The sequence below is a fragment of the Mycolicibacterium sp. lyk4-40-TYG-92 genome (assembly GCF_030209435.1).
Classification (GTDB): domain Bacteria; phylum Actinomycetota; class Actinomycetes; order Mycobacteriales; family Mycobacteriaceae; genus Mycobacterium.
The window spans coordinates 56,073-79,325 of sequence record NZ_JARVRX010000004.1; the positions used below are offsets into that span (position 1 = coordinate 56,073).

Consider the following 23,253-nt stretch of genomic DNA (forward strand, 5'->3'; position numbering starts at 1 on the left):
ATGCTCACTTCCGAACAGCGCCAGGTGTTCGCCGCCTTGGCCGAAGCACTCATCCCGGCCAGCGACACCATGCCGTCGGCCACCACCGCCGACGTCTCTGGTGCTCTGCTCGACCAGGTGCTGCGGTACCGGCATGACCTCGCCGACGATCTCACCGCGGCGCTGGATGCCAGCACCGGCAAGGACCCCGAGGTCGCACTCGACGATCTCGCGATCGGGCGGCCCGAGCAGTTCGAGGCGCTCACCGTCCTCGCCGCCGGGGCCTATTTCCTCAGTCCCGCAGTCAAATCCGCGATGCCCTACGACGCGGCCCCGCGCGCGGCGCGCGACGACATGGACACCTACATCGACATGCTCGAGCACGTCGTCGACAGAGGCTTCGTCATCCGCTGATCCTGCCATTCCCTCCGGAACATCCCGAAAGCACCACCACCCCAACGTGTAAGGACGTGTCTCATGCCGCATGACAGTGGCTCGAGGGTCGAGTATCTGACCATCCAACCGGTGCCGGAATCGCAGCGCACCGGCAAGGTGCGACACCTGTTCTCGTTCTGGTTCACCGTCCAGATCATCCCGCTCGCGGTGGTGACCGGCCTTCTCGGACCGACGATCTACAAGCTGGATGTCACATCGACCGTCATCGCCATCATCGTCGGCAGCGTCGTCGGTGCCGTTTTCATGGCGCTGCACTCAGTGCAGGGATCTGGACTCGGGGTCCCGCAGATGATCCAGGCGCGCGCGCAGTTCGGCATGTACGGATCGCTACTCGTGATCGTCGTCGTCATCCTTGCCTACGTCGGCTGGATCGTGTCGTTGATGGTGCTGGCACAGCAGACGCTGTGCGCGGTCTTCCCGTCGCTGAATACGACTGTGGCGCTTGCCGTCAGCACTCTCGCAACGCTGGTGACCGTCGTCGTGGGGTATCAGCTCATCCTCCGGATGAACCGCGTGATGGTCTGGCTCTCGGGCCTTGCCCTGGTGCTGACCCTCGGATACACCGCCGTCGCTGCCGGCCACGGTGACGGGGGAGTCGGCAGTGCCGGCGGCACCTTCAACTGGATCGGGTTCTTGGGCATGGCTTCGGTCGCCGGCATCTGGCAGCTGTCGTACGCGCCGTACGTCTCGGACTACTCGCGCTATCTGCCGAGCTCGACGTCTTCGCGTTCGGCCTTCTGGTACACGTACTTCGGCACGCTGCTCGGCGCGGTCGGCGCGATGATCGTCGGTGCGCTCCTCGTCGCCGGGCTGGGCTCCGACGCCTCGCTGGCCAGCCTGTCGCGCATCATGCCCGGCCCGCTGTTCGTCTTCGTCATGCTCGTGTTCTTCTTCGGTGCCATCGACGCCGGCGTCATCAACATGTACGGATCGTCGCTGTGCACGCTGACCTGCATCCAGGCGTTCAAACTGAAGTGGTCACCGAAGTCCTCGGCCCGGAATATCGTGGCGACCGTGATCGCGGCGGTGGTGTTCGTCGCCGCCATCGGCTTCTCCGACGACTTCCTCGTCGAGTACTCCAACTTCATCAGCATCCTGATCTACCTGCTGATCCCGTGGAGCATCGTCAACCTGATCGACTACTACGTCATCAAGAAGGGCCACTACGACGCCGCCTCGTTCAGCGACCCCAAGAGCGGCTACGGCGCCTTCAACATCCCCGCGGTACTGAGCTACTTCCTCGGCTTCGTCATCCAAATCCCTTTCATGTCAACAGCGTTCTACACCGGGGCGGTGGCGAAGGACATCGGCGGCGTCGACACGGCGTGGGTCGTCGGCACGGTCGGCACCTTCTTCATCTACCTCGGTCTGATCAAGCTGTGGCGGATGCGCGCTCCCGGTCAGGTGCAGAGCGCACTCGCCGCCGAGGTCGCGCCATAACCCGGTCGTCCGCAATCGCGTTCGGTGGTCGTGCCGCGAGATACGGTTGACCGGTGAGCATCACCGTTCGCGAACTGCTGGACATGCCGCACCTGCAGCTGCGATTGCACTCGGGCAAGGCCGGTCTGGACCGCCAGGTGACGTGGACGCACACGTCGGATCTGCCCGAACCGTGGCAATGGGTCAGCAGCGGCGAGTTGTTGATGACCAACGGGATGTCGTTTCCCGCCGATGCCGACGGCCAGGAAACCCTTCTTGACGAGTTGCACCGAATCGGTGCCAGTGGGCTGGCCATCGGCGAGCAGATGTACTGCCCGAAACTCACAGGGCGATTCACTCAGGCCAGTGAACGCCTCGGGCTGCCGGTGCTCTGGATCCGCTATCCCATGCCCTTCGTGGCCATTTCGCGCGCCATCGCCGAGGCCACACTGCTCGAACAGTCGCAGCGCCTCATGCGCACGGCACGTATCTACGACGCGCTGCGCCGCACGACCGGCGGCGACGTGGCACGGTCGCGCACCGCCGATGCCCTCACCAAGGAGCTGCGCTGCCCGGTGTTCGTCTGCGATCGGGTGACCGCCGAGGCGTATCACCCGGACGGTCCGCACCCGCCCGACGATGTGAAAGCCACTGTTCGGACGGCGTCGCAGGGCACTCTGGTCGCCGGTGCCCGGTCGGTGCTGACGGACAGCGGCGTCGAGGTCCTGGTCGGCGAGGTGCCCACGCATGACAACGCGGTCCTGGCCGTGATCCGCGAAGGTGGCGTTGCCCTCGACGGCGTGCTCATCCAGCATGCGGCGACGGTTGTGGCACTCGAACTGTCCCAGACGCACCTGGCGCTCGAACACACCCGGCGCTCCGGCGCGGAGCTCACGGCACAGCTCATGGACGGCAGCATCGACCGCCGGGGTGGACGTCGCCAATTGCTTTCCCTCGGGCTCGATCCGGCGCACGCGGTGTTCGTATCGGCAACCGGCGCCGACGAGCGACGGCTGCGGGATCTCCATGTTGCGTTGTGGCGCCGCCGGATTCCGCATGTGACGGCGTTTCGCTCGGGCGTCGCCCACGCCGTCGTCCCGGGTACCGATGAAGCCGTCGAGGCCATCGCTGGATCGCTGGGACCGAACGCCAGGGTCGGCGCCGGCCGGGCGCTGCAATCGGTGGCCCGTTCCGCGGAGTCGGCGCGGGAAGCGACGTGGGCGCTGGGCACCGCGCAGCGGACCGACGTGCAACTGGTTCGGTACGGCAGTGCCACATCGTGGTTGGGTGTCGGCGGGGTGGACGACGCCCAGGCCATGGTGGAACGGTGGTTGGGACCGCTCATCGAACACGATGTGCAGCACCGGACGGGACTTGTCGAGACGCTGGAGGCGTTCCTCGCGAACCAGCGGTCGTGGCAGCGCACAGCGGAGGCCATGAACGTGCACCGTCAGACGGTGCTTTACCGCATCCACAAAGTGGAGGAACTCACCGGTGCCCATCTGACCGATACCGCCGACATCGCGCAGCTGTGGCTGGCACTGCAGTCACGAGACCTGTTGGGCGGCAGTAAGTGACTGCTTGAAGCGGCGGACCATGAGGGCCACCACCGCGCCGAGGGCCAGGACGACGACCGAACCGATGATGTTGACCAGGCCGTTGGCGACATCGAAGGGGAATGCGAAGATGATGCCGAGCAGGACAGCCACCTGAATCAGCAGGCCGGCGCCGACGACGGCACTCAGTCGCACGTGCAACGCCTGGAGTTCGGCGCTCGGAGTGCGCTCAGTGTTGGCCGGCATGAATCGGGCGGCGATGAACTGCGTCATGGGTTTTCTGATCAGGCAGCTCGCCAGGAACACCGTGGCCGCGACGCCGCCGATGAGCGTCTGTCCGGCGAGAACGAGCCGGGGATCTGTGGTAACCAGGGCGACGCCCAGGGTGAGGCCGAACATCAACATGAGGTACCCGGAATACGGGTCGAGCGTGCGAGCCCTCACGAGCCCGTACGCCACCGGGATGCCGGCGACGATCGTGGCGGCCAACAACGCGAAGTACTCCGAACGGCCGGTGGCACGAAGTCCGTAGAAGGCGATCAATGGGGTCGCGATCTCGAGGACGGTGCGGATGATCGCGCGGCGTTTGGCAGCGGACCTCGCCGCGTCCGGGCGGTCGACCGGTTCGGACTCGATGGTGTCGATCGACATGGCGGTCATGGTGATGTCCTTTCCGGACGAGGCTCTAGGCGTCGCAGTTCAGCGATGCCTACACACTCGTGCTCAGGCGGCTGCGAGTCTGTCCGGCGACCGGCTGATGCGACGGTGGAAATCGGGGTCCGCCGATTGGGGGAGCCGGCGGCGGGCGTGGCCCTTGATACTCCTCAAAAGCCCACGTCAATCGGCCTGCCCGCGCTAGTGTCGTCTCGACGTCACCCCCGTAAGGAGACAGCCATGGGCAGCTATCGGACGGTCCTCGTCGGCACCGACGGCTCAGACTCATCGATGAAGGCAGTGGAGCACGCCGCCACGTTCGCAGCTCAGCAGGGTGCGAAGCTCGTGATTGCGACCGCCCACTTCCACGAAGTCGAGAAGGGCAGCTGGGCACGCGCGGCGGCACCGGAAAAGGTCAGTGATCGCCGGGCTGAGGACGTGCTCGGGCGCGACGCCGGCTACCGGGTCCACGGCGACGCGCACGTGTACGAGATTCTTCGCGATGCAAGCGAACTCGCGCGTGGTGCGGGTGCCCAGGACGTGGTGGAGCGGTCTGTCATCGGCGCTCCCGTCGAGGCGCTGGTCCGGCTGGCCGGAGACGTCTCGGCCGACCTGATCGTCGTTGGCGACGTCGGTCTCGACTCGACGGCAGGACGGCTGCTGGGCTCAGTGCCCGCCGACGTCGCTCGCAAGGCCAAGGTCGACATCCTGATCGTCCATACCGTCGACTGACCGGGTGGCAGGGCCGTCGACGATTGCCCGCAACGCGGCGACATGACCGGCAAACGCGAGACGGCCGGCCTCGGTCAGTCGCGCATGCACCTTGTGGCGGCTGCCCTCGAGACGGCGTTCGGTCGCGACATAACCGGCGTGCTCGAGGATGGACAGTTGCTTCGATAGAGCCGAATCTGACAGTGACAGAACATCTTTGAGATATGCGAAATCGGCCCAGTCCGCGGCGGCCAGCGTGGCCGCCAACGACAACCGCGTGCTCGGGTGAATGAGCTCATCGAATCGCGGCACCGTCATGCGTGGGCCCATCGGCGCAGAACCCGCAGGATCTCGGGTCCACCGAAGCCGACGATTGCGGCGACAAGCACTGCCGCACCGATTCCCGGATGGTGGGCGCCGTCGGCATGCAATGCGAATCCCGCGGCGATCGTGGTGACGACGAGCGCGACGAGCATGCCGATCACCACGATCGGTATCCGAGGGCTGACGGTGTCGGCGCTGATCTGCAGGCGGTCGGTCCGCCGTCGACCGCTGAGGTTTCGTGCCGCAATCGTCGAATGGATGACGCCGAACCCCACTGTTGCGGCGCCGGCGAGCCATGGCGAGCCGAGGTCGCCGACAACCCCGAGAACAATCCAGCCCGCCGCCAGGAGCCACCAATACCACCGGGGGAGACCCACTTCATGCGCGACTTTCGCCCTGGCGTGGTCCACGGCGTCGAGTGCTTCGCGCGCATCCGCGGGCGTGATGGGTTCCATGGCTCATTCCCTCCACTTTCCTGCCTGGAAAGTCGATCGTCCTGTTTCCAAGTAGGAAAGTCAAGCGTTGCTGGATTCACAGCTTCGGCAAACGCGGAGTTACGTGACGGCCAACGTGCGAACCTGATGGGTATGTCCACTCACGACTTTGCGACCTACGAGGAATTCGGCCGCAAATTCTTCGAGGTCGCGGTGACGGAAGACCGCGTTGCCGACGGCTTTGGCACGATGGCGGGCGATACCTTTGAGCTCGGTCCGTTTCCGGCCGGTCCGGCCGGGATCGCGCGGGTGACGGCGCGGGTCAGCATCGAGCAACCGCAGGTGACGCGTAGAGACGGCGACATGATCGCCTTCGACGTTCGCATTCCTCTCGATATCGATCTGCTCATCGACCTGCGCGTGGACCGTTCCCGGTTCGAGGTGACGGGCGAGATCGCGCTGATCGCCACCGCTCGCGCCGCCGAGCCGCTCCTGCTGATCATCGACATTCCGAAACCCGAGCGCAAAGACATCACCGTCAACGTGACATCCCAGACGCTGCGGGGTGAACTCCTGCGGATCGTGGCGGACGTCGACTCGGAGATCAAACGCGTCATCGCCAAGCAGGTCGGCCGCCGGATCGAGGCCCCCGAAGCGCAGCAGGCAAAGGTCGTCGACATCGGCAAGCGGATCGCCAGCGCATGGACCGGCATCTGACCGCGCCGACGTCGGCCAAGGTGCCGGCGTGACGGTGTATGCCATTGCGCAGCTTCGGTTTACGGACCGATCGGGATCGCGAGAAGGTCGTGCTGATGTCGTTTCCCGACGAGCAGTCGTTCCGGGAATGGGCGAATTCGCCTGAGTATCAGGAAATCTCGGTCGATCGGTCAAGGGTATCGGCCCCTCGTAGCCGGTTCGCGGCGATCAGGCCGACGCTATTTGGTTGCTGCTGTAGAACTCATTAGCTCGCGGGGGCAACGCCGTTCAGGACGAAGTCGATGACGTCGCCGGCGACGTCGCGTTGCGTCTTATTCGAACTGAGGGCATTGTGCAACAGCGCTGTCATCATGACCGCACCGAAAATGCTGACAGCATCGGTGCGTGCGTCCGCCACGCGCTTCAAGGTGCCGTCCGCGGCGCCGGCCTCGAGCACACGCGCAATGGGTTCGTAGAACGCGTGCTCGACCGCCGAGGCGAGGTCGGGGAGGCGGATGGCGCGGCCCAGGTCGCCGACCAGCGCCATGCTCGTCCCCGGGCGATCCATGGTGTGCGCGACCTGCGCGGTGATGACGGCGATGAGCCGTTCCCGCCCGCTGCCGGCGGAATCGGCGGCAGCGGCAACGTCACGAGCCAGATCACTCAGCGAATCCCGCAGCAGGAAGCCGAGGATGTCGTCCTTGCCGGTGAAGTAGTAGTACAGCGTGGCTTTCGGGACGCCGGACGCCGCGGCGATCTCTTCGATCTTCGTGTTCTCCAAGCCTTTGGCGGCGATCAGGTCGGCCGCGGCATAGAGCTTGCTCGCCACCGCCGCGGGCACTGCCCGTCCCGTCTGCTCAGCCACGAGTCGAAGTGTACGAGGCGCCGGCCCCCGGCATCCCGGGACGGTGGAACCGATATCCAAACTGATATGTTGTACTCAGAGTACAAACCATGAGTTGTAGATGTGCCGGAAGGGGTGGTCACGATGAGCAGCGTCACCGCAGACGTCGTCGTGGTCGGATACGGAGCCGCGGGGGTGTGCGCTGCGCTCGAGGCGCGCGCCGCGGGCGCGGACGTCCTCGCCATAGATCGTTTCAACGGGGGCGGCGCCACGCAGGTGTCCGGCGGGATCATCTACGCCGGCGGGGGCACGTGGGTCCAGCGCCAAGCGGGTATCGCCGACAGTGCCGATGCGATGTATGACTACCTGCACGCCGAGGTCGGCGACTCGGTGCGGCCGGAAACACTGCGGCGGTTCGTCGATGGCAGCCCCGCCATGATCGACTGGCTCACCGCACACGGCGTGCCGTTCGAGGCGTCGGTGTGCCCCTACAAGACGTCCTACCCCAACAACAAGTACTACCTCTATTACTCGGGGAGTGAGAATTCCGGGCACTTCCGTGCGCTCACCCCGCCGGTCCAGCGCGGTCACCGAGCCAAGGGTGCGGGTGCATCGGGCAAGCAGATCTATCAGCCGCTCGCGGCATCAGCACGACGGGCGGGCGTGCGCACGATGTTCCACACTCGAGCCGAGTCACTTCTGATCGATACCGCAGGCCGGGTCGTGGGGGTCCGGACCAGCACCCTGGCGCACGCTCCGGCGTGGGTGCAGCGACGTTATGCCACGTACGCCGCACTGGCCGTGAAACCCGGTATCTACTATCCGCCGCTGCGCGCGGCGATGGACCGGCGCCTGGCGGCCCTCGAGCGCCGCTACGCCCGGACGGTCGAGGTCCATGCCCGCAAAGGTGTAATCCTCTGCGCCGGTGGATATATCGCCAATCGTGAGCTGATCGAGCAGCACGCTCCGGACTATCGCGACGGCCTGCAGCTCGGCACCAGCGGGGACGACGGCAGCGGTATGCAGTTGGCTGTCGACGTCGGCGCCGCCGTGGATCGGCTGGACAACGTCTCCGCGTGGCGGTTCATCACGCCGCCCAGTGCGATGCTCGGCGGGCTTGTCATCGACGAATGCGGGCAGCGTTTCATCGACGAAACCCGTTACGGTGCAGCGATCGGCAATGCGATGGTGCGGGGCCACAACGGGCGGGGCTGGATCCTCACCGACCGGACGCTGCTCGAGCAGGCGCGCAAACAGCTTCCGCAGCAAGCGATCTGGTTTCAGCGCCTGCAGATGGAAGCGATGCTGCGGACCGATCGCGTTGAGGCGGCCACCATCGAAGCTGTCGCAGTCAAAGCGGGCGTCGACCCGGCTGGACTGTGCCGCACGGTCGCTGAGCACAACGAGGCCGCGGCATCGGGGCGCCCGGATCCGATGGGCAAGCCGGCCGAATACGTCCATCCCATGGAACAGGGTCCGTACTCACTGATCGCGATCTCGATCAAACGCAGCCTGATCAACCCGTGCCCGATGTTCACCCTCGGCGGCCTGATCGTCGATGAAGACACCGGCGCCGTGAAAACCAATGGCGGACAACCGATCGACGGCCTCTTCGCGGCGGGACGCACGGCGGTCGGTATCTGCGCCAACTCCTATGTGAGCGGGCTGTCGCTGGCCGACTGTGTGTACTCCGGACGGCGTGCCGCACAGCACGCCGTCCAACTACCTTCGGTCAGCGCTCGCTGAGCGACAGGTCATCATCGTCGAACTTCTGCGGCGACGGCCACTCTGCGGGCACCGGACGCTGGCGCACGATCTGCGGCCACCAGAACCACTTGCCCAGCAGTGCGGCGATCGACGGCGTCATGAACGACCGCACCACCAACGTGTCGAACAGCAGACCCAGGCCGATGGTCGTACCGATCTGCCCGAGGATCATGAGCGGGCTGAAGATGAACGCCGCCATCGTGGCGGAGAAGACCAGACCCGCTGCTGTGACGACGCTGCCGGTGCCACCCATCGACCGGATGATGCCGGTGTTCAGGCCGGCATGCATCTCCTCTTTGAACCGGGACACCAGCAGCAGGTTGTAGTCCGCGCCGACGGCCAGAAGCAGGATGATGGCGAGTGGCACCACGACCCAGTACAGATGGATGCCGAAGATGTACTGCCACACCAGAACCGACAAGCCGATCGATGCGCCCAGCGACAGCACGACGGTACCGACGATGACGGCCGCGGCCACGATACTGCGGGTCACGATCACCATGATCAGCAGGATGAGCGCGACTGCCGCCAGTGCGGAGATCAACAGGTCGTACTTGGTGCCCTCCTGGATGTCCTTGTTGGTGGAGCCGATACCGGCGATGTAGATCTTGGCGTCCGACATGGGTGTCGCCTTGAGAGCATCGAACACCGCGTCCTTGATCGCGTTGATGTGCGGGATGGCCTCGGGGTTGGCGGGGTTGCCCTGGTGCGTCACGATCATCCGCGCCGCCTTGCCGTCTGGCGACAGGAACAGCTTGAGTCCGCGTTTGAAGTCGGCGTTGTCGAACGCCTCGGGCGGCAGGTAGAACGTGTCGTCGTTCTTGGCGTCGTCGAACGCCTTGCCCATGGCGGTGGCGTTCTTCAGGGCCTCGTCGCTCTGCGAGTTGGTGCCACCGGTGGTCGCGTAATTCGACAGTGTCAGTTCGCGATTGCGTTCCTGGATGGCGATCTGCGGCGGGATCAGCGCCACCAGCTGCGGCTGCAGGGCGTCCAACCTGTCGAGGCTGGCCGTGATGTTGCCGAACTTGTCGGAGAGATCAGCGATCCCGTCCAGCGAATCGAACACCGACCGCAGCGCCGCGCACATGGGGATGTCGAAGCAGTGCGGTTCCCAGTAGAAGTAGTTGCGCAGTGGGCGGAATTGATCGTCGAAATCGGCGAGCTTGTTTCGCAGATCGTTGACCGTCACGACGGTGTCGTGGAACGCCTCGACCTGATCATGGGTCGCCGCGGCGCTCTGCTTCTGCAACGACAGTTGTTGCTTGAGTACGCTGATGGTGTTGTCGATCTCGCCCGCCTGCTTCAGCAGATCGTTGGCCCGGTCCTTCTGGTAGCCCAGGTTCATGATCTGGCTCGCGCTGGATGCGCTGATCTGGAACGGGATGGAACTGTGTGTGATCGGCGTGCCCAGCGGACGTGTAATCGATTGCACCAGAGCGATTCCCGGTGTGTGCAGTACGGCCTTGGCGGCACGCTCCAGGATCAGCATGTCGGCCGGATTCCGCATGTCGTGGTCGGCTTCGATCATCACCAGTTCGGGGTTGATGCGGGCTTCGGTGAAATGCCGTTCGGCGGCTTCCATGCCGACGACACCGGGTGCGCTGGCGGGGATGTACGGGCGGTTGTCGTAGCTGACCTCGAAGCCGGGTAGCGCGAACACACCGATGAGCGCGATCGCGCCCGTCACCACCAGGATGGGCCCCGGCCAGCGCACGATGGCGGCGCCGATCCGGCGCCAGCCGCGTGCCCGTTGGGCGACCTTGGGTTCGAGGAGTCCGAACCGGGTGGCGATCAACAACACTGCGGGACCCAGCGTCAGCGCGGCCGCCAAAGTCACGAGAACGCCGAGGGCGGCGGGGATACCGAGTGTCTGGAAGTAGGGGAGCCGGGTGAACTGCATGCAGGCAACGGCGCCGGCGATGGTCAGTCCGGAGCCGACCATCACGTGAACCGTGCCGTGCCACATGTCGTGGTAGGCCGAGATCCGGTCCATGCCCTTGCCACGTGCCTCCTGGTACCGGCCGACGACGAAGATCGCGTAGTCGGTGCCGGCCGCGATGGCGAGCAGGGTCAACAGGTTGGTCGCGTAGGTGGACAGACCGATGACGCCGGCGTGCGCGAGGACCGCCACGACGCCACGGGCCGCCGCGAGTTCGATGGCGACGGTCAGCAAGACGATGACCATCGACACCAGTGAGCGGTAGACGAACAACAGCATGATGCCGATGACCAGGAAGGTGACACCGGTGACCTCGTTGGTGCCCGCGCTGCCGACTTCGAAGTTGTCGGTCACCAGTGGCGAAGCACCGGTGATGTACGCCCGGATACCCGGCGGCGGCGGATCGTCGGCGACGATCTTGCGGACGGCGTCGACGGAGATGTTGGACATCGCTTCGCCCTGATTACCGCGCAGGTACAGCTGCGTCAGGGCGGCCTTCCCGTCCTTGCTCTGCGAGCCGCCTGCGGTGAGCGGGTCACCCCAGAAGTCCTGGACGTGCTCGACGTGCTCTTTGTCGGCCTGGAGCCGCTTGACCAAGCCGTCGTAGTAGTTGTGGGCGTCCGGACCGAGCGGCTGATCGCCCTCGATCACGAGCATTGCCGCACTGTCGGAATCGAATTCGTTGAAGACCTTTCCGATGTGCCGCATCGCGAGGATGCCGGGTGCATCGGGAGCGTTCTGTCCGACGGAACGCTCCCAGCCGACTATTTCCAGCTGCGGCGCGATGGTGTTGGAAATGCCGGCGATCGCGATCCAGATCAACAGGATCGGCAGTGCGAACTTGCGGATGAGTCGTGCCGGTAGGGCACCCTCGACGGCGGGATCGCTGCGATGCTCGCTCATGCCGTCTTGTCCAAGCAGGCGATGTAACCGTTCACGTGGTTCGTGGACCTTTCGTCCTTGACGATGCCGTTGACGGTGATGCGGCAGCCGATGGTGCTGCCGTCACCCTGTGCTCGCAGGTCGGCGTACATGGTCGGATCGTCGGTGGTCAGGGCCTGCGACCACGGCAGGGTGACGTTTTCGACGCGCTGAGGCTGCGCATTGATGTCCAGAAAGTTGATGGTGGCCGTGGATCCTGGCGAGCCGAACACCTCGAACAACACGCGTTTCGGGTTGTAACCGGTGTTTTCCAGGGCTTCGGAACCGGGCCGCGATATCTCGTTGTCGGAACCGAAGATGCCCCGCAATCGGTCGACACTGAACCCGACCAGGGCGATCACCATGATCACCACGATGGCGATCCACTGCCGGCGTGCCAACTTGCTGACCGAAAACTTGCTCAAGCCACAGCCTTTCGACGCCCCCGTTGACGAACAGCCGCAGCAACTTCGTCAAATCGTCCCGTATCGGAGAACGGTACGGTACCGTACGCGCAATCGCAACCGGATTGACATATGAGCAAAACCCTGCGCTCAATGCCGTAACGAGGTGCAACGTCGTCGTGTAACTCTGGTATTCCATCTGGGTGCGTGCGGCAGAAAGGGGCGTGGCGATGTCGAATGACATGTGCGAGAGCTCCAGTTGCACATGGAGTGAGCGTGAAGCCGAACTTTTGGCGATCACGCTGGAGCTGTTGCGGGAGCACGGGTACGACCGGCTGAGCGTGGAGGCTGTCGCGACCAAGGCCAAGGCCAGCAAGGCGACGATGTACCGGCGCTGGCCATCAAAGGCGGATCTGGTGCTGGCCGCCTTCATCGAAGGCACCCGGAACTCCGCGGTGCCGCCCCATACCGGGTCGCTGCGTGGCGATCTGCTGGAGATCGGCCGGGCAACGTGTCAACAAGCTCATGAACACACGCCGACCATGCGGGCGGTGCTGAACGAGATGTCGCACAGTCCGGGCCTGCAGGCGGTGATGCAGGAGAAGTTCGTCCTGCAGCGCAAGTTGGTGCTCGACGGCGTCCTTGCGGAGGCCGTCGAACGCGGCGAGATCGACGCTGCTGCCATCAATGAGGAGATATTCGATCTGCTGCCGGGGTATCTCGTTTTCCGGGCGCTGGTCTCCGATCGGCCGCCGACCGAAGACACCGTGCGGATCCTGGTCGACGATGTGTTGTTACCGAGCCTCACAGGGCGCCGGAAAAGCTAGGCGCTGACCCGGTCGGCAACCCATACGCCGAGGGCGGCCAGCGCGAACCCGGCACCCACCACGCTTGTGCCGGTCCACCCGGCAAGCGCGTATGCGACTGTGGCGGCGATGGCGCCGAGGCCGGTGCCGATCGAGTAGTAGACCATGTAGCCGCCGATGAGGCTCGTAGTCGCTGTGGGATCGGACTCGACGATCATGTGCTGGTTGATGACATGCAACGCCTCGCCCGCGAAATCGAGTGCGACCAAACCGATTCCGAGAAGGATCAATGAGGTCGGCGTTTGGGCGATGGCAAGCCAGGAGGCGAGGAATACGACAAGCATGCCGCCGGTGGCGAGTTGAGCGTGACCCGCGTCGGCCCAGCGGCCCGCGCCTGATGCGCCGAGCGCCCCGGCAGCGCCGACGATGCCGAACAGTCCGATCTGCGTCGCGGTCAGATGCCAGGGCTCGGCCGCCAGCGGGAGTGCCATCGATCCCCAGGCGGCACCGAAGCTGGCAAACATCAATCCGCCGATGAGGCTTCGTACGCGAAATGTGTTGTCATGCCGGGTGAGGACGACGACGGAAGTGATCGCACGCCGGTAGGGCACCGCGACCTTCTCGACGCTGTCGCGAGGAAGCGTCGCGGCCAACCAAGCGCTGACCGACACCATGACAAGCGCTGCCACGACGAAGACTGCCCGCCAGCCCCACAGTCCAGCAATCGACCCGGAAACCGTGCGGGCCAACAGGATTCCGAGGACGACTCCGGTGGTGACGACGCCGACGGCACGCCCCCTCCGGTCGGCCGGGCTGGTCGCCGCGGCGAACGCGGTGATCACCTGGACAACCGTCGAGGCCGCGCCGAAGAGTGCGCAGCAGGCGAGGAACGCCCACGCCGACGGCGCGATGGCGGCCCCGAACAGGCCCAGCGCGGTCACGGACAGTTGCACGAGGATGATGCGGCGTCGGTCGAAGCGATCACCCAGCGGCACCACGAGGATCAGTCCCAGCAGGTATCCGCCCTGCGTGGCCGTTGTCACCCAGCCCAACTGGGCCGGTGACATGTGCAACTGAACACCGAGGTCGTCCAGCAGCGGTTGGGCGTAGTAGACGTTGGCCACTGCCGCGCCACTGACGAAGGCGAGAAGTAGCGCCATCCCGGTGCCGATTGTCTGAACCGGGCGGGTAGCGGGTTCGGTGCTGCACGACATTCGATGGGCCATCCCTCTGGAGCATCTGAAGAAGTGGTACTAGATTGCAACCAGACCATAAGCAGTCTGGTTGCAAATTGCAACCAGGATCAGGTGAGGGGTGCCATGAGCAGTCGGCTGGCTCGATCGACCTGTCCGGTATCGCGCACCGTCGACATCGTCGGCGACAAGTGGACGTTGATGATCCTTCGCGATGCCTTCGAAGGGCTATCGCGGTTCTCGCAGTTCCAGCGCAGCCTCGGTGTCGCGAAGAACATCCTGTCGGGGCGTCTGCAGCACCTCGTCGAAGCCGGAGTGATGGAGTCGCGTCCCGACTCCGGTGGTTCGTCGTATCGAGAGTATGTACTAACCGCGAAGGGGGAGAAGCTCTTTCACCTCATGGTCGCATTGCGGGAATGGGGTGCCGACAACGCGTTCACCGACGACGAGCCCCGCACGTCATACCTCGACTCGCGTACCGGCGTGCCATTGCCGAGATTGCAGTACCAATCGGCCGATGGCGACGAGATCAAGCCCGAGCACACCCGGCCGGTTCGGCCGGACGGATGGGTCGCCCCGTGAACGGCTCGGTAATGGTTGCCATGCAGTCGAATTGGCATCGGTCGACCTGATCCAGCAATTCGTCGCGCTGACTGGGTGTCAGCGTCATGAGTGCCGTGGTGAGCTCGCGGACGGTCTTGTCGTGCGCGAGTTCCAGCCAGTCCAGTTCGGCGTCGAGCGCTCGCGCATAGCTGGTTTCGGGATCGAAGTACTCGACTTCCACGCCGAAGAACTCGGCGAACATCTCCGCGGTGCGCGGCGATGGGTACTTGCGGTTACCCGAGCGAAGTTGCGACAGGTAGGGCGCCGACAGCTGGTAACCGCGTCGAGTGAGGGCTTCGGTTACCTCGAAGCTGCGGTACGGGCCCCGCCCGGGCGGCCGGATGGTGGCGAACAATCGATTGAGGCGCTCGGCGAATGTGGCCGCGTCCACTGAATATTGGCGACGATTCTTGCTGGCCATCCGATTCCCCCATCGAATCAAGTTACGGTGCAGTGACTTACGTGACTCAGTTGATGCCGGCTTCGTCATGGTGCCGGGGTGACCTGATGCTGACCGCCCGGGGGTGCGGTACCTGGGCCAGATGCCACAGGTTGATCTTCGGGCTGCGAGCCCGTCGTGCAAACGTTAGCTCACTTTCCTGTGAATGCAACGACAGCTAATGTTTGCGAAGAGTTGACGCGTCGGTAGGTTCATGGAATTCTCGTGACATCAGTTGAGTGCCAGTAAAGCCGGGGGGCTTGGGGCCGGTCTTCTCAAGGGGGATGCAGTGTTTCGTGTTCTGCCGCGGGTGTCGCGGAGTGTCGTGTCGACCTTGTCGTTGTTCACATTGCCGTAACGGCGTGCGCCGTGGCCACGGTGAGCAACCAGGTCAACAGTGCGCCGGTGGTGCAGGCGACGGAATGCCTGCCGCCGGTTGCTTCGCGATGTCACGGCGACGCCGTGCACGATTATGGAGACTCGAATGAATTCTGTTGGACGGCAGGGCTGCTCACAGGACGACTCCGCAGCATGGGCTGCCGAGACCGCGGATGTGCTGGCACTGCTGACTGGTTCGCACCTGTTGAAGCGGCCGCGACCAGTGGCGCGCAACGCCGGGCACATCCCAGGCATGATCTGTCAACCACCGCGTCCCGTGCGGGTGGCGTACTGGTGGGCCAATGCGCTCCAGGCGCAGGGCTGGTGCTTGCGCGCACTGGGGGAGCAGCTTGCCGGCGGGGGGTTCATCGCCGAGATCGGGGTGACGGGCGAAGAATCGGTGTGGGTGGTGTTTCCCCGGAACATGCCTGATGACGGCACCGAGGCGTCGGCGCTGGCAAACTTTCTGCAGCGACTGACCTTTGATCAGCGGAACTACCTGCGCCGGCTACTGGCCGCCAGGTCGGACGCTGACGGCTCCTTCGTGCGGCGCGGTGGATAGGCAACGGCGAGTACGGAACCAACGTGTTGTGGGGGATTTGTGGTGTTGACACCGAGAGTGAAAGACGAGCTCGCCAGTACCGTCGTGCACCTGCCCAGTGCGCGTAAGGCCGAAGTGACCGCTCTGCTGCAATTCGCGGGCGGACTCCGCGTGGCCAACGGGCGCGTCGTGATCGACGCTGACGTGGACCGGGAATCCGTTGCGAGCCGGGTGTGCCGGGACCTCAAGGACCTATGCGGGTCTGCGCCGGACGTACGCGTGCTGCCGAGCGTCGGCTCGCGTCGACGCTACTTGGTGCACGTGGCCCACCAGGCGGAAGACGTGGCCCGATGGACCGGACTCATCGACCGCTGGGGGCGGCCGGTGCGGGGGATGCCGGCGCAGATCGTCGGCGGCAGCACGGCGGAAGCCGAAGCCGTATGGCGTGGAGCGTTTCTCGCCCGGGGATCGTTGTCGCTGGCCGGGCGCGCACGGGGGCTTGAAGTGGAATGCCCGGGGATGGAAGCGGCCTTGGCGCTGACAGGGGCGGCCCGGCGGCTCGGCGTACACGTGAAGGCACGACAGCTGCGGGGCGCTGATCGCGTCACGGTGCGTGATGCCGACACCATCTCCACATTGCTGAAACTCATTGGCGCCCAACAGTCTCATGAGGTCTGGCAGTCGTACCGTGATCGTGCGGTCACAGCCTCGGCGGGCGCGGCACTCGCGGACTCCAACCACCGTCGTGCGCAGCAGTCGGCGCTGACGACGGCGATCCGAGCGCAACGGGCGCTGGAGATCCTCGGTGACAAGGCACCGGAACATTTCGTCGAGATCGCCCGTTTGCGAATCCAGCATCCCGACCTGTCATTGGAGGATCTGGGTCGTCTCGCCGAGCCGCCTTTGACGAAGCACGCTGCCGCCGGTCGTCTCCGGCGGGTCTTGGGAATGGCTGACCGCGAGGCCCAGCGAGCCGGCATCGCCGACACGAGTACGGACCTCGCCGCGGGATGACCTGAGCGGCGCCGTTGTCACCCCAACGGGTCGCCCTCGACGACGTCGGTGATGGTCACGTCAATGGGTCCGGCCGGACTGCTGCCGTCCTCATCGAGGTCGTCGAGGATGGTCCGGACCGTGTCCAGTACCAACCGCCGGATGTCGTCGCCGAGGTCGCGCAGTTGGGTTCCGTAGCTGCCGGTGACGTCGATGTCGATGGCGCGCAGCACGGCGCCGTCCAGGGTGAAAGCGATTCGGGTCGGCTGGCACACGAAGCTGCGGCGCAACTCCCGGGCCAGCAGGCTGCGCAGCGCGTGATCGGTGATGTACACGACGCCGGCATCGGTATCCCGCGACGCGCGGATGGGCCAACCGACCCGGCTCGCCGCATGCACCGCCGCGCGCACTCTGTCGCTGATGGCGTCCCAGCCGGGTTCGGGCACAGTTCTCAGGTATGAAGCTGCGCTGTGCAGGAAGGGATCAGGCTCTGTCACTGCCACCTCCTCAACAGAACTCGCAAAGTCTTCACAGCCCGAAGGTGGTGACCGCGCACCGCGTCGGGACTGAGGTGTAGCACCTCGCCGATCTCCGGGAACGTCATTTGCTCGACCTCCCGCATCATCCAGACTGCCCGCTGGCGTACCGGCAGTTCGCCGAGTGCCAGTTCGAGGGCATCCAGGAAGGCGGCATTGGACGCCGCGGTGAACGGGTCCGCTGACGGGTCGGGCCCCGCCAGCGGTTCCAGTACCCAATCTTCAACGGGCCGTGCACGTTTGAGCCGGTGCGTGTCGGCGATCTTCCGGTAGCAGATCGCGAACAGCCACGTCCGCAGTGACGAGCTTCCGCGGAAGGAGCCGATCTGCTGCCACGCGGCAACGAAGGTGTCCTGCACGACATCCGGGACGTCGGCTTCGTAGGCGAGCATTCGCCGCGCGTAGCGGTAGAGCACGGGTCCGTAACGGTTGACGATGATGTCGAACGCTTCGCGATCGCCGACTACCGCCGAGGCCCGTAAGGCCTCGTCGTCAGCGTCGCGTAGGTCGCCACCGGTTGGCGCTGTCACCACACTCCGCTCTCAGCCACGCCTCCACAGCCCCTGAAATATAGGCCTTCGTACCAGAATTGAATGCCCAACGGTCTGTCTGAGACAAGTTCAGCTGAGTAGATTTGCGATGTGTCCTGAATCACTCAAATGGGACGTTCGGTTCGAGTTCTGAGTAACGACTACCCATATAACGACGTCGAAAGGAGCGGTGATGACCAGCGCACAGGCCGAAACAGAGCCGTCCGGCAAAGAAGTCAGCCCTTACCAGGGGTCTCCGTTGGTGAGCTCGCAGGGCAAAACGACCATCGCGGGCGTGGTGGTCTCCAAGATCGCCGGGATCGCGGCCCGCGAGGTCAGCGGCGTGTACGACCTGGGTGGTGGGGCGTCGCGGGTGGTCGGCGCGATCCGCGAGCGCATCCCCGGCGCCAGCGTCAACCAGAGCCAGGGCGTCTCGGTCGAGATCGGCGAGAAGCAGGCAGCCGTCGACATCGACATCGTGGCCGAGTACGGCGTGGCGATTGCCGATCTGGCCGCAGGTATCCGGCGAAACGTCATCGCCGCGGTCGAACGCATGACCGGCCTCGAGGTCACCGAAGTCAACATCACCGTCCACGACGTACACCTGGACACTGACAGCGGTGACGACGCCGACGCCGCGCCCGCCCGTGTCCAGTGATGCCCTGGCAGGGGACGGGACTCTCGAGGACCCCGCGGAACGCGTCGCTGCTGCGGTGAGCGCCGTCGAGGGCGTGGCCGGTTTGCACGCCGGCATGTTCGGCGAGGTGGCGACGTACCTGCCGGGACGGCGGGTGTCCGGCGTCCGGATCGGACCGGACCGGGTCGACGTGCACGTGAGTCTGGTCCTCGGCGTGCCGGTGCGGCCCACCGCGGCCGCAATTCAGCGGGCCGTCGCCGAGTTGGTTGCACTGCCTGTCGACGTCACGATCGAAGATCTCGTGCCGGTGACACCAACGCCTGGAAGAGGGCTGCTGTAGACCGCCGTGGTGTGGCGGCGCGACGAGGGGCGCGCCGCCCCACCACAGGCCACGAAATCCCAAGTGCCAGTACAACTTCGTAACGCGGAAGGTTCACATCATGACCTCATCGACGCTGGGTCTGGTTGCCGGTCTGCTCCTCGGCATTGCTGCTGCCGCCGGTGGACTCGGCGGCTTTCTCATCGCGTTGCTCCTCGGCGCGGCGGGCTACCTGATCGGCGCTCACCGCGACGGCGAACTCGATCTGGCCGCGCTGTTACGGGGACGCGACCGTGACTGAATCAGAGATTGTCGAAACTGGTGCGGCAGAGGGGGACTCGGAGGATGACGGTGCCACGCGTGGCACACTGACCGTCCGGGAGAAGGTCGCGCAGCGGCTTGCCGTCCGAGCCGCGCTCGATACTCCCGACGTTCTCCCGTTCCCGGAAGGGCGCGCCAAGATCCCGGGCCGGTCTCTGCCGCAAGCCCAGCTGACGGTCACCGGCGACCGTGTCACAGCCCACCTCAAGGTCACCGTGAAGTGGCCGGCACCGGCCGTGGACGTCGCGCGCGCGGTGCAGCGCAACGTCGCACAGACCCTGTCGACCATGGGCGGTCTGCAGGTCGACCGCGTCGACGTCACCGTCGAGCAACTGAGCACCGTCGCCAAGGACACGAAAAGGACCCGCTGATGACTGCCGACAACCTCGCACTCCCTGCACCCGGCCGGTCCCCGGTCGCTGCCGCCACTGCCCGATACGTTGCGGTGGCACTGGCGCTGGTCGTCATGTTCGGTGGGGTCGTGTCCCTGCGTGAAGCCGGTGTGGAGCTGGGCTGGGTCGCCGGAACACCGTGGATCGGCACCGCCATCACCGCCCTGAACGGTCTGCGAAGTCAATGGTGGATGGTGCCCGCCGGTGCCGTTGCGCTGCTCCTCGGCCTCTGGCTGGTGGTTGTCGCCGTGCGGCCCCGACGCAAGACCGTCGTTGCCGTGGACGCCGCGGGCTCGGTGTGGATGCGCCCGCGCGACGTGGCCCGGCTGGCATCCCACGCGGCATCGTGCGTGCCGGGCGTGGAGGTGCTGAACTCGGCGGCCACTCGTCGCAAGGTCACCATGTATGTCGGCATCACCGGCGCTGAGTCGGACACCGCGGCGAAGGGCGCGATCGCCGCCGCCGTCGGCAGCGCGACCGAAACCCTCGTTCCCACACCGAGAATCGTCGTGCGCATCGGCACGAGCGGGGCTGCATGAGCCTGCTGCCGACCGACCTCGTGGATCGCGCGGCGACACTGGTCGCCGGGGTGGTCGTGGCGTGTCTCGGTGCCGTGGCGGTGCTGTGGCCGACACATGTGGTGCATGCGGCTCCGGAACAGATCAGTACGGGACCGGCCGCGCGGGTCACGTCTTCGACGTGGTGGCCGTGGGAACTGGCCGGGGCAGGCGCGTTCCTGCTGATACTCGGACTGGTCTGGCTCATCGCGCACGTGCCGGTCCGCAAGGCTCAGGTACTGCGCGTTCCCGGCACCAGCGACCCCGGATACATCACGGTGAACCTCGATGGCGTCGCGGCGGCGGCCGCCGCCGCGTTGGCACAGGACGCGAATGTGCAGTCCGCCAAGGGAAAAGCGATCGCCGACCGCGGTACCACGACAGTGGAATTGACCGTCACGACGGCGCACCCGGCCGTTTTGGCCGATGTCGTCTCGGCGATCGACACCACCCTTGCCGACGTCGCCCGGGTCACCGGAGGTACCAGCAAAACGGTAGCGGCGCGCGCTGTTCTACAGATCGCCAAGACCAAACGTTCCGGTTGATCTCGCTGGTAGCCAGTAGGCGATTGCCCCGAGCCCGACGTTTGGAAAAACGCGCAGCAGGGAATAGCCGAGTCAGCTGATGCCGTCGGCGCGTCACTCAGTGTGAGGAATCGAGATGGTCCACGAACTGGTATTCGCCCTCCAGAGTCAGCCCGAAGCGGCCGGATTCATCCTGCGGGGCATCAAAGGAATCTTCGTCGCCATCGGGAGCGTCATCGCGGCGATCATCTGCGCGGTGATCGCCGGCACGAAGGGCCGAAATCCGTTGGGCTGGGGGCTTCTGGGGTTGTTCTTCTCGATCCTGACGCTGATCGTCGTGATCGTCATTCCGTCGAAAAAGTCTTGAGCCAACCAAAGGAGCGACCATGTCGGTTCGACGATTGATTCTGCTCGGGGGAGCCATCCTGTTGCTGGCCGGCGTGATCGGCCTACTGGTGCCCGTTTCGGCCACGTCCAATGATGGCAAGGAAATCGGTTGCGGGAACGCGCTCTTCCAGGACCTGGACCAAGCGCGCTCGGCGAACTCGTCGAGCATCGCGGGCGTACCGATCCTCAACGAGATTGTGCCGCATACCGATTACGTGGCGCTGTGTGAGTCGGCGCTGTCGAGCCGCCGCACCTGGGCGATCCCTGTCGCGATCGTCGGGATCGTCGTCGCGGCGTCCGGTGCGGTGGTTCGGAGACGAACCGCCGCAAGCACGGCAGCGTAACTCAGAGTTTGGCCTTGCCGGATGCGGGGTATCCGCCCCGCCCACGATATTGCCGGACGAAAGTGACTACGCCATGTCTACCAACCCAAGACCGCTGTCCCGAGGCCATCTGACCGTATACGTCGGCGCCTTGGCGCTGGCGGCCGTGGCCGGCCTTGCCGCGTGTGGCGACAAGGCCTCGAACGAAAAGTCGACGACATCGGTCACCACGACGACGTCGCCCAGCGAAACATCGACGACCACGAGCCTTCCGAGCTCGGCCGCGCCGACCGTCGGTACTTCGGGACCTGTCACAGAATCGCCCGCGCCACAGATGCCCGCGACCGTGACCGGTGGGCCGATGATGCCCGCCCCTCCGGCGATCCCGTCGCCACCCGCCATTCCGTCCCCACCGCCGATCCCATCACCACCGCGGATCCCGATGCCGTGACGTCCGCACTCGGCTGGACGTGATCAGTTGGAGCTGCGGGCGGCCAGTACGAGGAAGTTGGCTGCCGCCGCGAGGCAGATAGTGACGGCAAGGAGCGCCACGGTCAGAGTCGACGCGAGGGAGATCGCACCTACGAGGAGTGGTCCGGCGAAATCGCCCAGCAGACGGCTGATCTCGGCGACGCCCACCACCTGGCTGAGCCGCTCGGGTGGATACACCCGGGCCAGATAGGTGAACCCGAGTGGTGCGATCACACCGGCGCCGGCACCGAGTACCACGCCGGCAGACATCAGGCCGGCGACGGTCGGGGCGAGGGACGCCGCGGCGCAGCCTATTGCCACCAATAGCAGCCCGATGCCGAGTCCAGTGTGGTCGGCCAATCTTCCGGCATCACGGATACGGCGCACGGGACGCTGCACCAATGCCGCGACCGCGATCAAACTCGACACGAGCACACCGGATGCCAACGGCCCCTGACCCTGCTGTGCAGCGAGGACAGGCAAGAATCCGAGGCTGATGGATACCGCCGCCGTGCCTGAAGCAAGGGCAAGAGCGGGCCGCATCGACGAAGCCTCGGACAGGGACCGGACGAGATCCGCCATGGACTCGCGTGCCGGGGACGCCACATCGATCGCGGGCACACTGAGTGCTGCCCATGCGGCTACCGCTGCGGTGAGGACGGCGAGAAACATGAACAGCACCGAATGCCCGCCCACGGCAACCAAAATGCCGCCGAGCAGGGGACCCAACGTGTAACCCGCTGCCTTCCAGGTGCGGTAGCCACCGAAGGAGCGGCTCGTCGCGGAACGGGACCACCGGCTCAGGACCGCGTCGGCACTCAGCCCGACAGCCGCGGCACCTGCGCCCTGGCCGAGTCGAGCCAGACCTATGACAAATGGATCCTCTCCGATGGCGAACGCCCCCGACGAGGCTGCGGAGACGATCAGCCCGGCCAGCAGAACACCCCGTGCCCCCAGAGTGGATGACAGCGTCCGGGAGAGGGGTTTGAGCAGCAGCTCGGCTGCAGGGGAGATCGCCAGCAGCAGCCCCAACATGAGCAAAGTCCCATGGCCGATCCGCAGATAACTGGCCAGATTTGCAGCAATGCTGCTGGCGCTCAACGCAATTGCGAATCCGGCGCCATCGACCGGAAGCAGTCGAGCGCGGAGCGCGCCGTCCGAGTCTCCGGGCGGCGTACTCATGGCAGCGTCCGCCGCGG

The 23,253-nt window shown here is 65.4% G+C and carries 30 protein-coding genes and 1 pseudogene; 20 read left to right on the forward strand and 11 right to left on the reverse strand.

Annotated features, from left to right (window positions below):
- The 3 genes from QRN63_RS09835 to QRN63_RS09845 all read left to right on the forward strand — a co-directional run bounded on the left by QRN63_RS09835 (window position 1) and on the right by QRN63_RS09845 (window position 3,431).
- A complete protein-coding gene (locus QRN63_RS09835; protein WP_267317459.1) occupies window positions 1–393 on the forward strand; it encodes a hypothetical protein in 393 nt (130 codons plus the stop codon).
- 63 nt (window positions 394–456) lie between these two features.
- Complete coding sequence (locus QRN63_RS09840) at window positions 457–1,875, forward strand: purine-cytosine permease family protein (RefSeq protein ID WP_285030614.1); 1,419 nt, start codon at window positions 457–459, stop codon at window positions 1,873–1,875.
- 53 nt (window positions 1,876–1,928) lie between these two features.
- Complete coding sequence (locus tag QRN63_RS09845) at window positions 1,929–3,431, forward strand: PucR family transcriptional regulator (protein ID WP_285030615.1); 1,503 nt, start codon at window positions 1,929–1,931, stop codon at window positions 3,429–3,431.
- On the opposite strand, the gene QRN63_RS09850 is transcribed toward QRN63_RS09845, so the two are convergent.
- Window positions 3,402–4,070 (reverse strand): VC0807 family protein, encoded by a 669-nt coding sequence (locus QRN63_RS09850; protein ID WP_285030616.1) that lies wholly within the window; start codon window positions 4,068–4,070, stop codon window positions 3,402–3,404. The two genes, QRN63_RS09845 and QRN63_RS09850, sit on opposite strands and share 30 nt — an antisense overlap.
- A gap of 234 nt (window positions 4,071–4,304) precedes the next feature.
- Between QRN63_RS09850 and QRN63_RS09855 the strand changes: the two genes are divergently transcribed.
- Window positions 4,305–4,796, forward strand: a complete 492-nt coding sequence (locus QRN63_RS09855; RefSeq protein ID WP_267317463.1) for a universal stress protein — start codon at window positions 4,305–4,307, stop codon at window positions 4,794–4,796.
- Here the strand turns inward: QRN63_RS09855 and QRN63_RS09860 are convergent.
- Entirely contained in the window at window positions 4,731–5,093 is a 363-nt protein-coding gene (locus tag QRN63_RS09860) for a transcriptional regulator (RefSeq protein ID WP_267317464.1), read from the reverse strand. The genes QRN63_RS09855 and QRN63_RS09860 overlap by 66 nt on opposite strands.
- Window positions 5,090–5,554, reverse strand: a complete 465-nt coding sequence (locus tag QRN63_RS09865; protein ID WP_285030617.1) for a hypothetical protein — start codon at window positions 5,552–5,554, stop codon at window positions 5,090–5,092. Before QRN63_RS09865 ends, QRN63_RS09860 begins: the two co-directional genes overlap by 4 nt.
- A 132-nt stretch (window positions 5,555–5,686) precedes the next feature.
- Here QRN63_RS09865 and QRN63_RS09870 point away from each other — a divergent pair, with 132 nt between their 5' ends.
- A complete protein-coding gene (locus QRN63_RS09870; protein WP_267317466.1) occupies window positions 5,687–6,250 on the forward strand; it encodes a hypothetical protein in 564 nt (187 codons plus the stop codon).
- 74 nt (window positions 6,251–6,324) lie between these two features.
- Window positions 6,325–6,498 (forward strand): annotated as a pseudogene (locus QRN63_RS09875) (DUF1330 domain-containing protein); the annotation flags it as partial.
- Here the strand turns inward: QRN63_RS09875 and QRN63_RS09880 are convergent.
- On the reverse strand, window positions 6,495–7,094 hold the full coding sequence (locus tag QRN63_RS09880) for a TetR/AcrR family transcriptional regulator (RefSeq protein ID WP_285030618.1): 600 nt from the start codon (window positions 7,092–7,094) through the stop codon (window positions 6,495–6,497). The pseudogene QRN63_RS09875 and the gene QRN63_RS09880 sit on opposite strands and share 4 nt — an antisense overlap.
- A 123-nt stretch (window positions 7,095–7,217) precedes the next feature.
- Here QRN63_RS09880 and QRN63_RS09885 point away from each other — a divergent pair, with 123 nt between their 5' ends.
- On the forward strand, window positions 7,218–8,819 hold the full coding sequence (locus QRN63_RS09885) for an FAD-binding protein (protein WP_285030619.1): 1,602 nt from the start codon (window positions 7,218–7,220) through the stop codon (window positions 8,817–8,819).
- On the opposite strand, the gene QRN63_RS09890 is transcribed toward QRN63_RS09885, so the two are convergent.
- Complete coding sequence (locus QRN63_RS09890) at window positions 8,806–11,682, reverse strand: MMPL/RND family transporter (protein WP_285030620.1); 2,877 nt, start codon at window positions 11,680–11,682, stop codon at window positions 8,806–8,808. The genes QRN63_RS09885 and QRN63_RS09890 overlap by 14 nt on opposite strands.
- Window positions 11,679–12,125, reverse strand: a complete 447-nt coding sequence (locus QRN63_RS09895) for an MmpS family transport accessory protein (protein WP_410506050.1) — start codon at window positions 12,123–12,125, stop codon at window positions 11,679–11,681. The genes QRN63_RS09890 and QRN63_RS09895 overlap by 4 nt, the downstream gene beginning before the upstream one ends.
- 209 nt (window positions 12,126–12,334) lie before the next feature.
- Between QRN63_RS09895 and QRN63_RS09900 the strand changes: the two genes are divergently transcribed.
- Window positions 12,335–12,931 (forward strand): TetR/AcrR family transcriptional regulator, encoded by a 597-nt coding sequence (locus QRN63_RS09900; RefSeq protein WP_285030621.1) that lies wholly within the window; start codon window positions 12,335–12,337, stop codon window positions 12,929–12,931.
- On the opposite strand, the gene QRN63_RS09905 is transcribed toward QRN63_RS09900, so the two are convergent.
- The gene (locus tag QRN63_RS09905; protein WP_285030622.1) at window positions 12,928–14,070 is read right to left on the reverse strand and encodes an MFS transporter; all 1,143 of its coding nucleotides are present in this window, start codon (window positions 14,068–14,070) and stop codon (window positions 12,928–12,930) included. The two genes, QRN63_RS09900 and QRN63_RS09905, sit on opposite strands and share 4 nt — an antisense overlap.
- Before the next feature lie 159 nt (window positions 14,071–14,229).
- On the opposite strand from QRN63_RS09905, the gene QRN63_RS09910 reads away from it, so the two are divergent.
- Window positions 14,230–14,685, forward strand: a complete 456-nt coding sequence (locus tag QRN63_RS09910) for a winged helix-turn-helix transcriptional regulator (RefSeq protein ID WP_285030623.1) — start codon at window positions 14,230–14,232, stop codon at window positions 14,683–14,685.
- Here the strand turns inward: QRN63_RS09910 and QRN63_RS09915 are convergent.
- The gene (locus QRN63_RS09915) at window positions 14,633–15,127 is read right to left on the reverse strand and encodes a helix-turn-helix transcriptional regulator (protein WP_285030624.1); all 495 of its coding nucleotides are present in this window, start codon (window positions 15,125–15,127) and stop codon (window positions 14,633–14,635) included. The two genes, QRN63_RS09910 and QRN63_RS09915, sit on opposite strands and share 53 nt — an antisense overlap.
- 502 nt (window positions 15,128–15,629) lie before the next feature.
- Here QRN63_RS09915 and QRN63_RS09920 point away from each other — a divergent pair.
- Window positions 15,630–16,085 carry a hypothetical protein gene (locus tag QRN63_RS09920; RefSeq protein WP_285030625.1) on the forward strand — a complete coding sequence of 152 codons (456 nt, stop codon included), beginning with the start codon at window positions 15,630–15,632 and terminating at the stop codon, window positions 16,083–16,085.
- Between the two features lie 45 nt (window positions 16,086–16,130).
- Complete coding sequence (whiA, locus tag QRN63_RS09925; protein ID WP_267318009.1) at window positions 16,131–17,078, forward strand: DNA-binding protein WhiA; 948 nt, start codon at window positions 16,131–16,133, stop codon at window positions 17,076–17,078.
- A 17-nt stretch (window positions 17,079–17,095) separates the two neighbouring features.
- Here whiA and QRN63_RS09930 read toward each other — a convergent pair whose 3' ends face one another.
- Window positions 17,096–17,554, reverse strand: a complete 459-nt coding sequence (locus QRN63_RS09930) for a hypothetical protein (protein WP_285030626.1) — start codon at window positions 17,552–17,554, stop codon at window positions 17,096–17,098.
- A complete protein-coding gene (locus QRN63_RS09935; protein WP_267317476.1) occupies window positions 17,551–18,123 on the reverse strand; it encodes an RNA polymerase sigma factor in 573 nt (190 codons plus the stop codon). The genes QRN63_RS09930 and QRN63_RS09935 overlap by 4 nt, the downstream gene beginning before the upstream one ends.
- A 193-nt stretch (window positions 18,124–18,316) precedes the next feature.
- Between QRN63_RS09935 and QRN63_RS09940 the strand changes: the two genes are divergently transcribed.
- The 9 genes from QRN63_RS09940 (at window position 18,317) to QRN63_RS09980 (ending at window position 22,057) form a co-directional block, all read left to right on the forward strand.
- Complete coding sequence (locus QRN63_RS09940) at window positions 18,317–18,781, forward strand: Asp23/Gls24 family envelope stress response protein (RefSeq protein ID WP_267317477.1); 465 nt, start codon at window positions 18,317–18,319, stop codon at window positions 18,779–18,781.
- Window positions 18,771–19,100 (forward strand): Asp23/Gls24 family envelope stress response protein, encoded by a 330-nt coding sequence (locus QRN63_RS09945; RefSeq protein ID WP_267318010.1) that lies wholly within the window; start codon window positions 18,771–18,773, stop codon window positions 19,098–19,100. Before QRN63_RS09940 ends, QRN63_RS09945 begins: the two co-directional genes overlap by 11 nt.
- Before the next feature lie 100 nt (window positions 19,101–19,200).
- The gene (locus tag QRN63_RS09950; RefSeq protein ID WP_267317478.1) at window positions 19,201–19,380 is read left to right on the forward strand and encodes a hypothetical protein; all 180 of its coding nucleotides are present in this window, start codon (window positions 19,201–19,203) and stop codon (window positions 19,378–19,380) included.
- Complete coding sequence (locus QRN63_RS09955; protein ID WP_267317479.1) at window positions 19,373–19,771, forward strand: Asp23/Gls24 family envelope stress response protein; 399 nt, start codon at window positions 19,373–19,375, stop codon at window positions 19,769–19,771. The genes QRN63_RS09950 and QRN63_RS09955 overlap by 8 nt, the downstream gene beginning before the upstream one ends.
- A complete protein-coding gene (locus QRN63_RS09960; RefSeq protein WP_267317480.1) occupies window positions 19,771–20,331 on the forward strand; it encodes a DUF6286 domain-containing protein in 561 nt (186 codons plus the stop codon). Before QRN63_RS09955 ends, QRN63_RS09960 begins: the two co-directional genes overlap by 1 nt.
- Complete coding sequence (locus QRN63_RS09965) at window positions 20,328–20,894, forward strand: hypothetical protein (protein ID WP_285030627.1); 567 nt, start codon at window positions 20,328–20,330, stop codon at window positions 20,892–20,894. The genes QRN63_RS09960 and QRN63_RS09965 overlap by 4 nt, the downstream gene beginning before the upstream one ends.
- 115 nt (window positions 20,895–21,009) lie before the next feature.
- Window positions 21,010–21,240 carry a deoxyribodipyrimidine photolyase gene (locus QRN63_RS09970; protein WP_267317482.1) on the forward strand — a complete coding sequence of 77 codons (231 nt, stop codon included), beginning with the start codon at window positions 21,010–21,012 and terminating at the stop codon, window positions 21,238–21,240.
- A gap of 19 nt (window positions 21,241–21,259) precedes the next feature.
- Window positions 21,260–21,604 (forward strand): aminopeptidase, encoded by a 345-nt coding sequence (locus QRN63_RS09975; protein WP_285030628.1) that lies wholly within the window; start codon window positions 21,260–21,262, stop codon window positions 21,602–21,604.
- A 162-nt stretch (window positions 21,605–21,766) separates the two neighbouring features.
- Window positions 21,767–22,057, forward strand: a complete 291-nt coding sequence (locus QRN63_RS09980; protein WP_285030629.1) for a hypothetical protein — start codon at window positions 21,767–21,769, stop codon at window positions 22,055–22,057.
- Here QRN63_RS09980 and QRN63_RS09985 read toward each other — a convergent pair whose 3' ends face one another.
- Complete coding sequence (locus tag QRN63_RS09985; RefSeq protein ID WP_285030630.1) at window positions 22,058–23,236, reverse strand: MFS transporter; 1,179 nt, start codon at window positions 23,234–23,236, stop codon at window positions 22,058–22,060.
- Window positions 23,237–23,253: the final 17 nt, after the last annotated feature.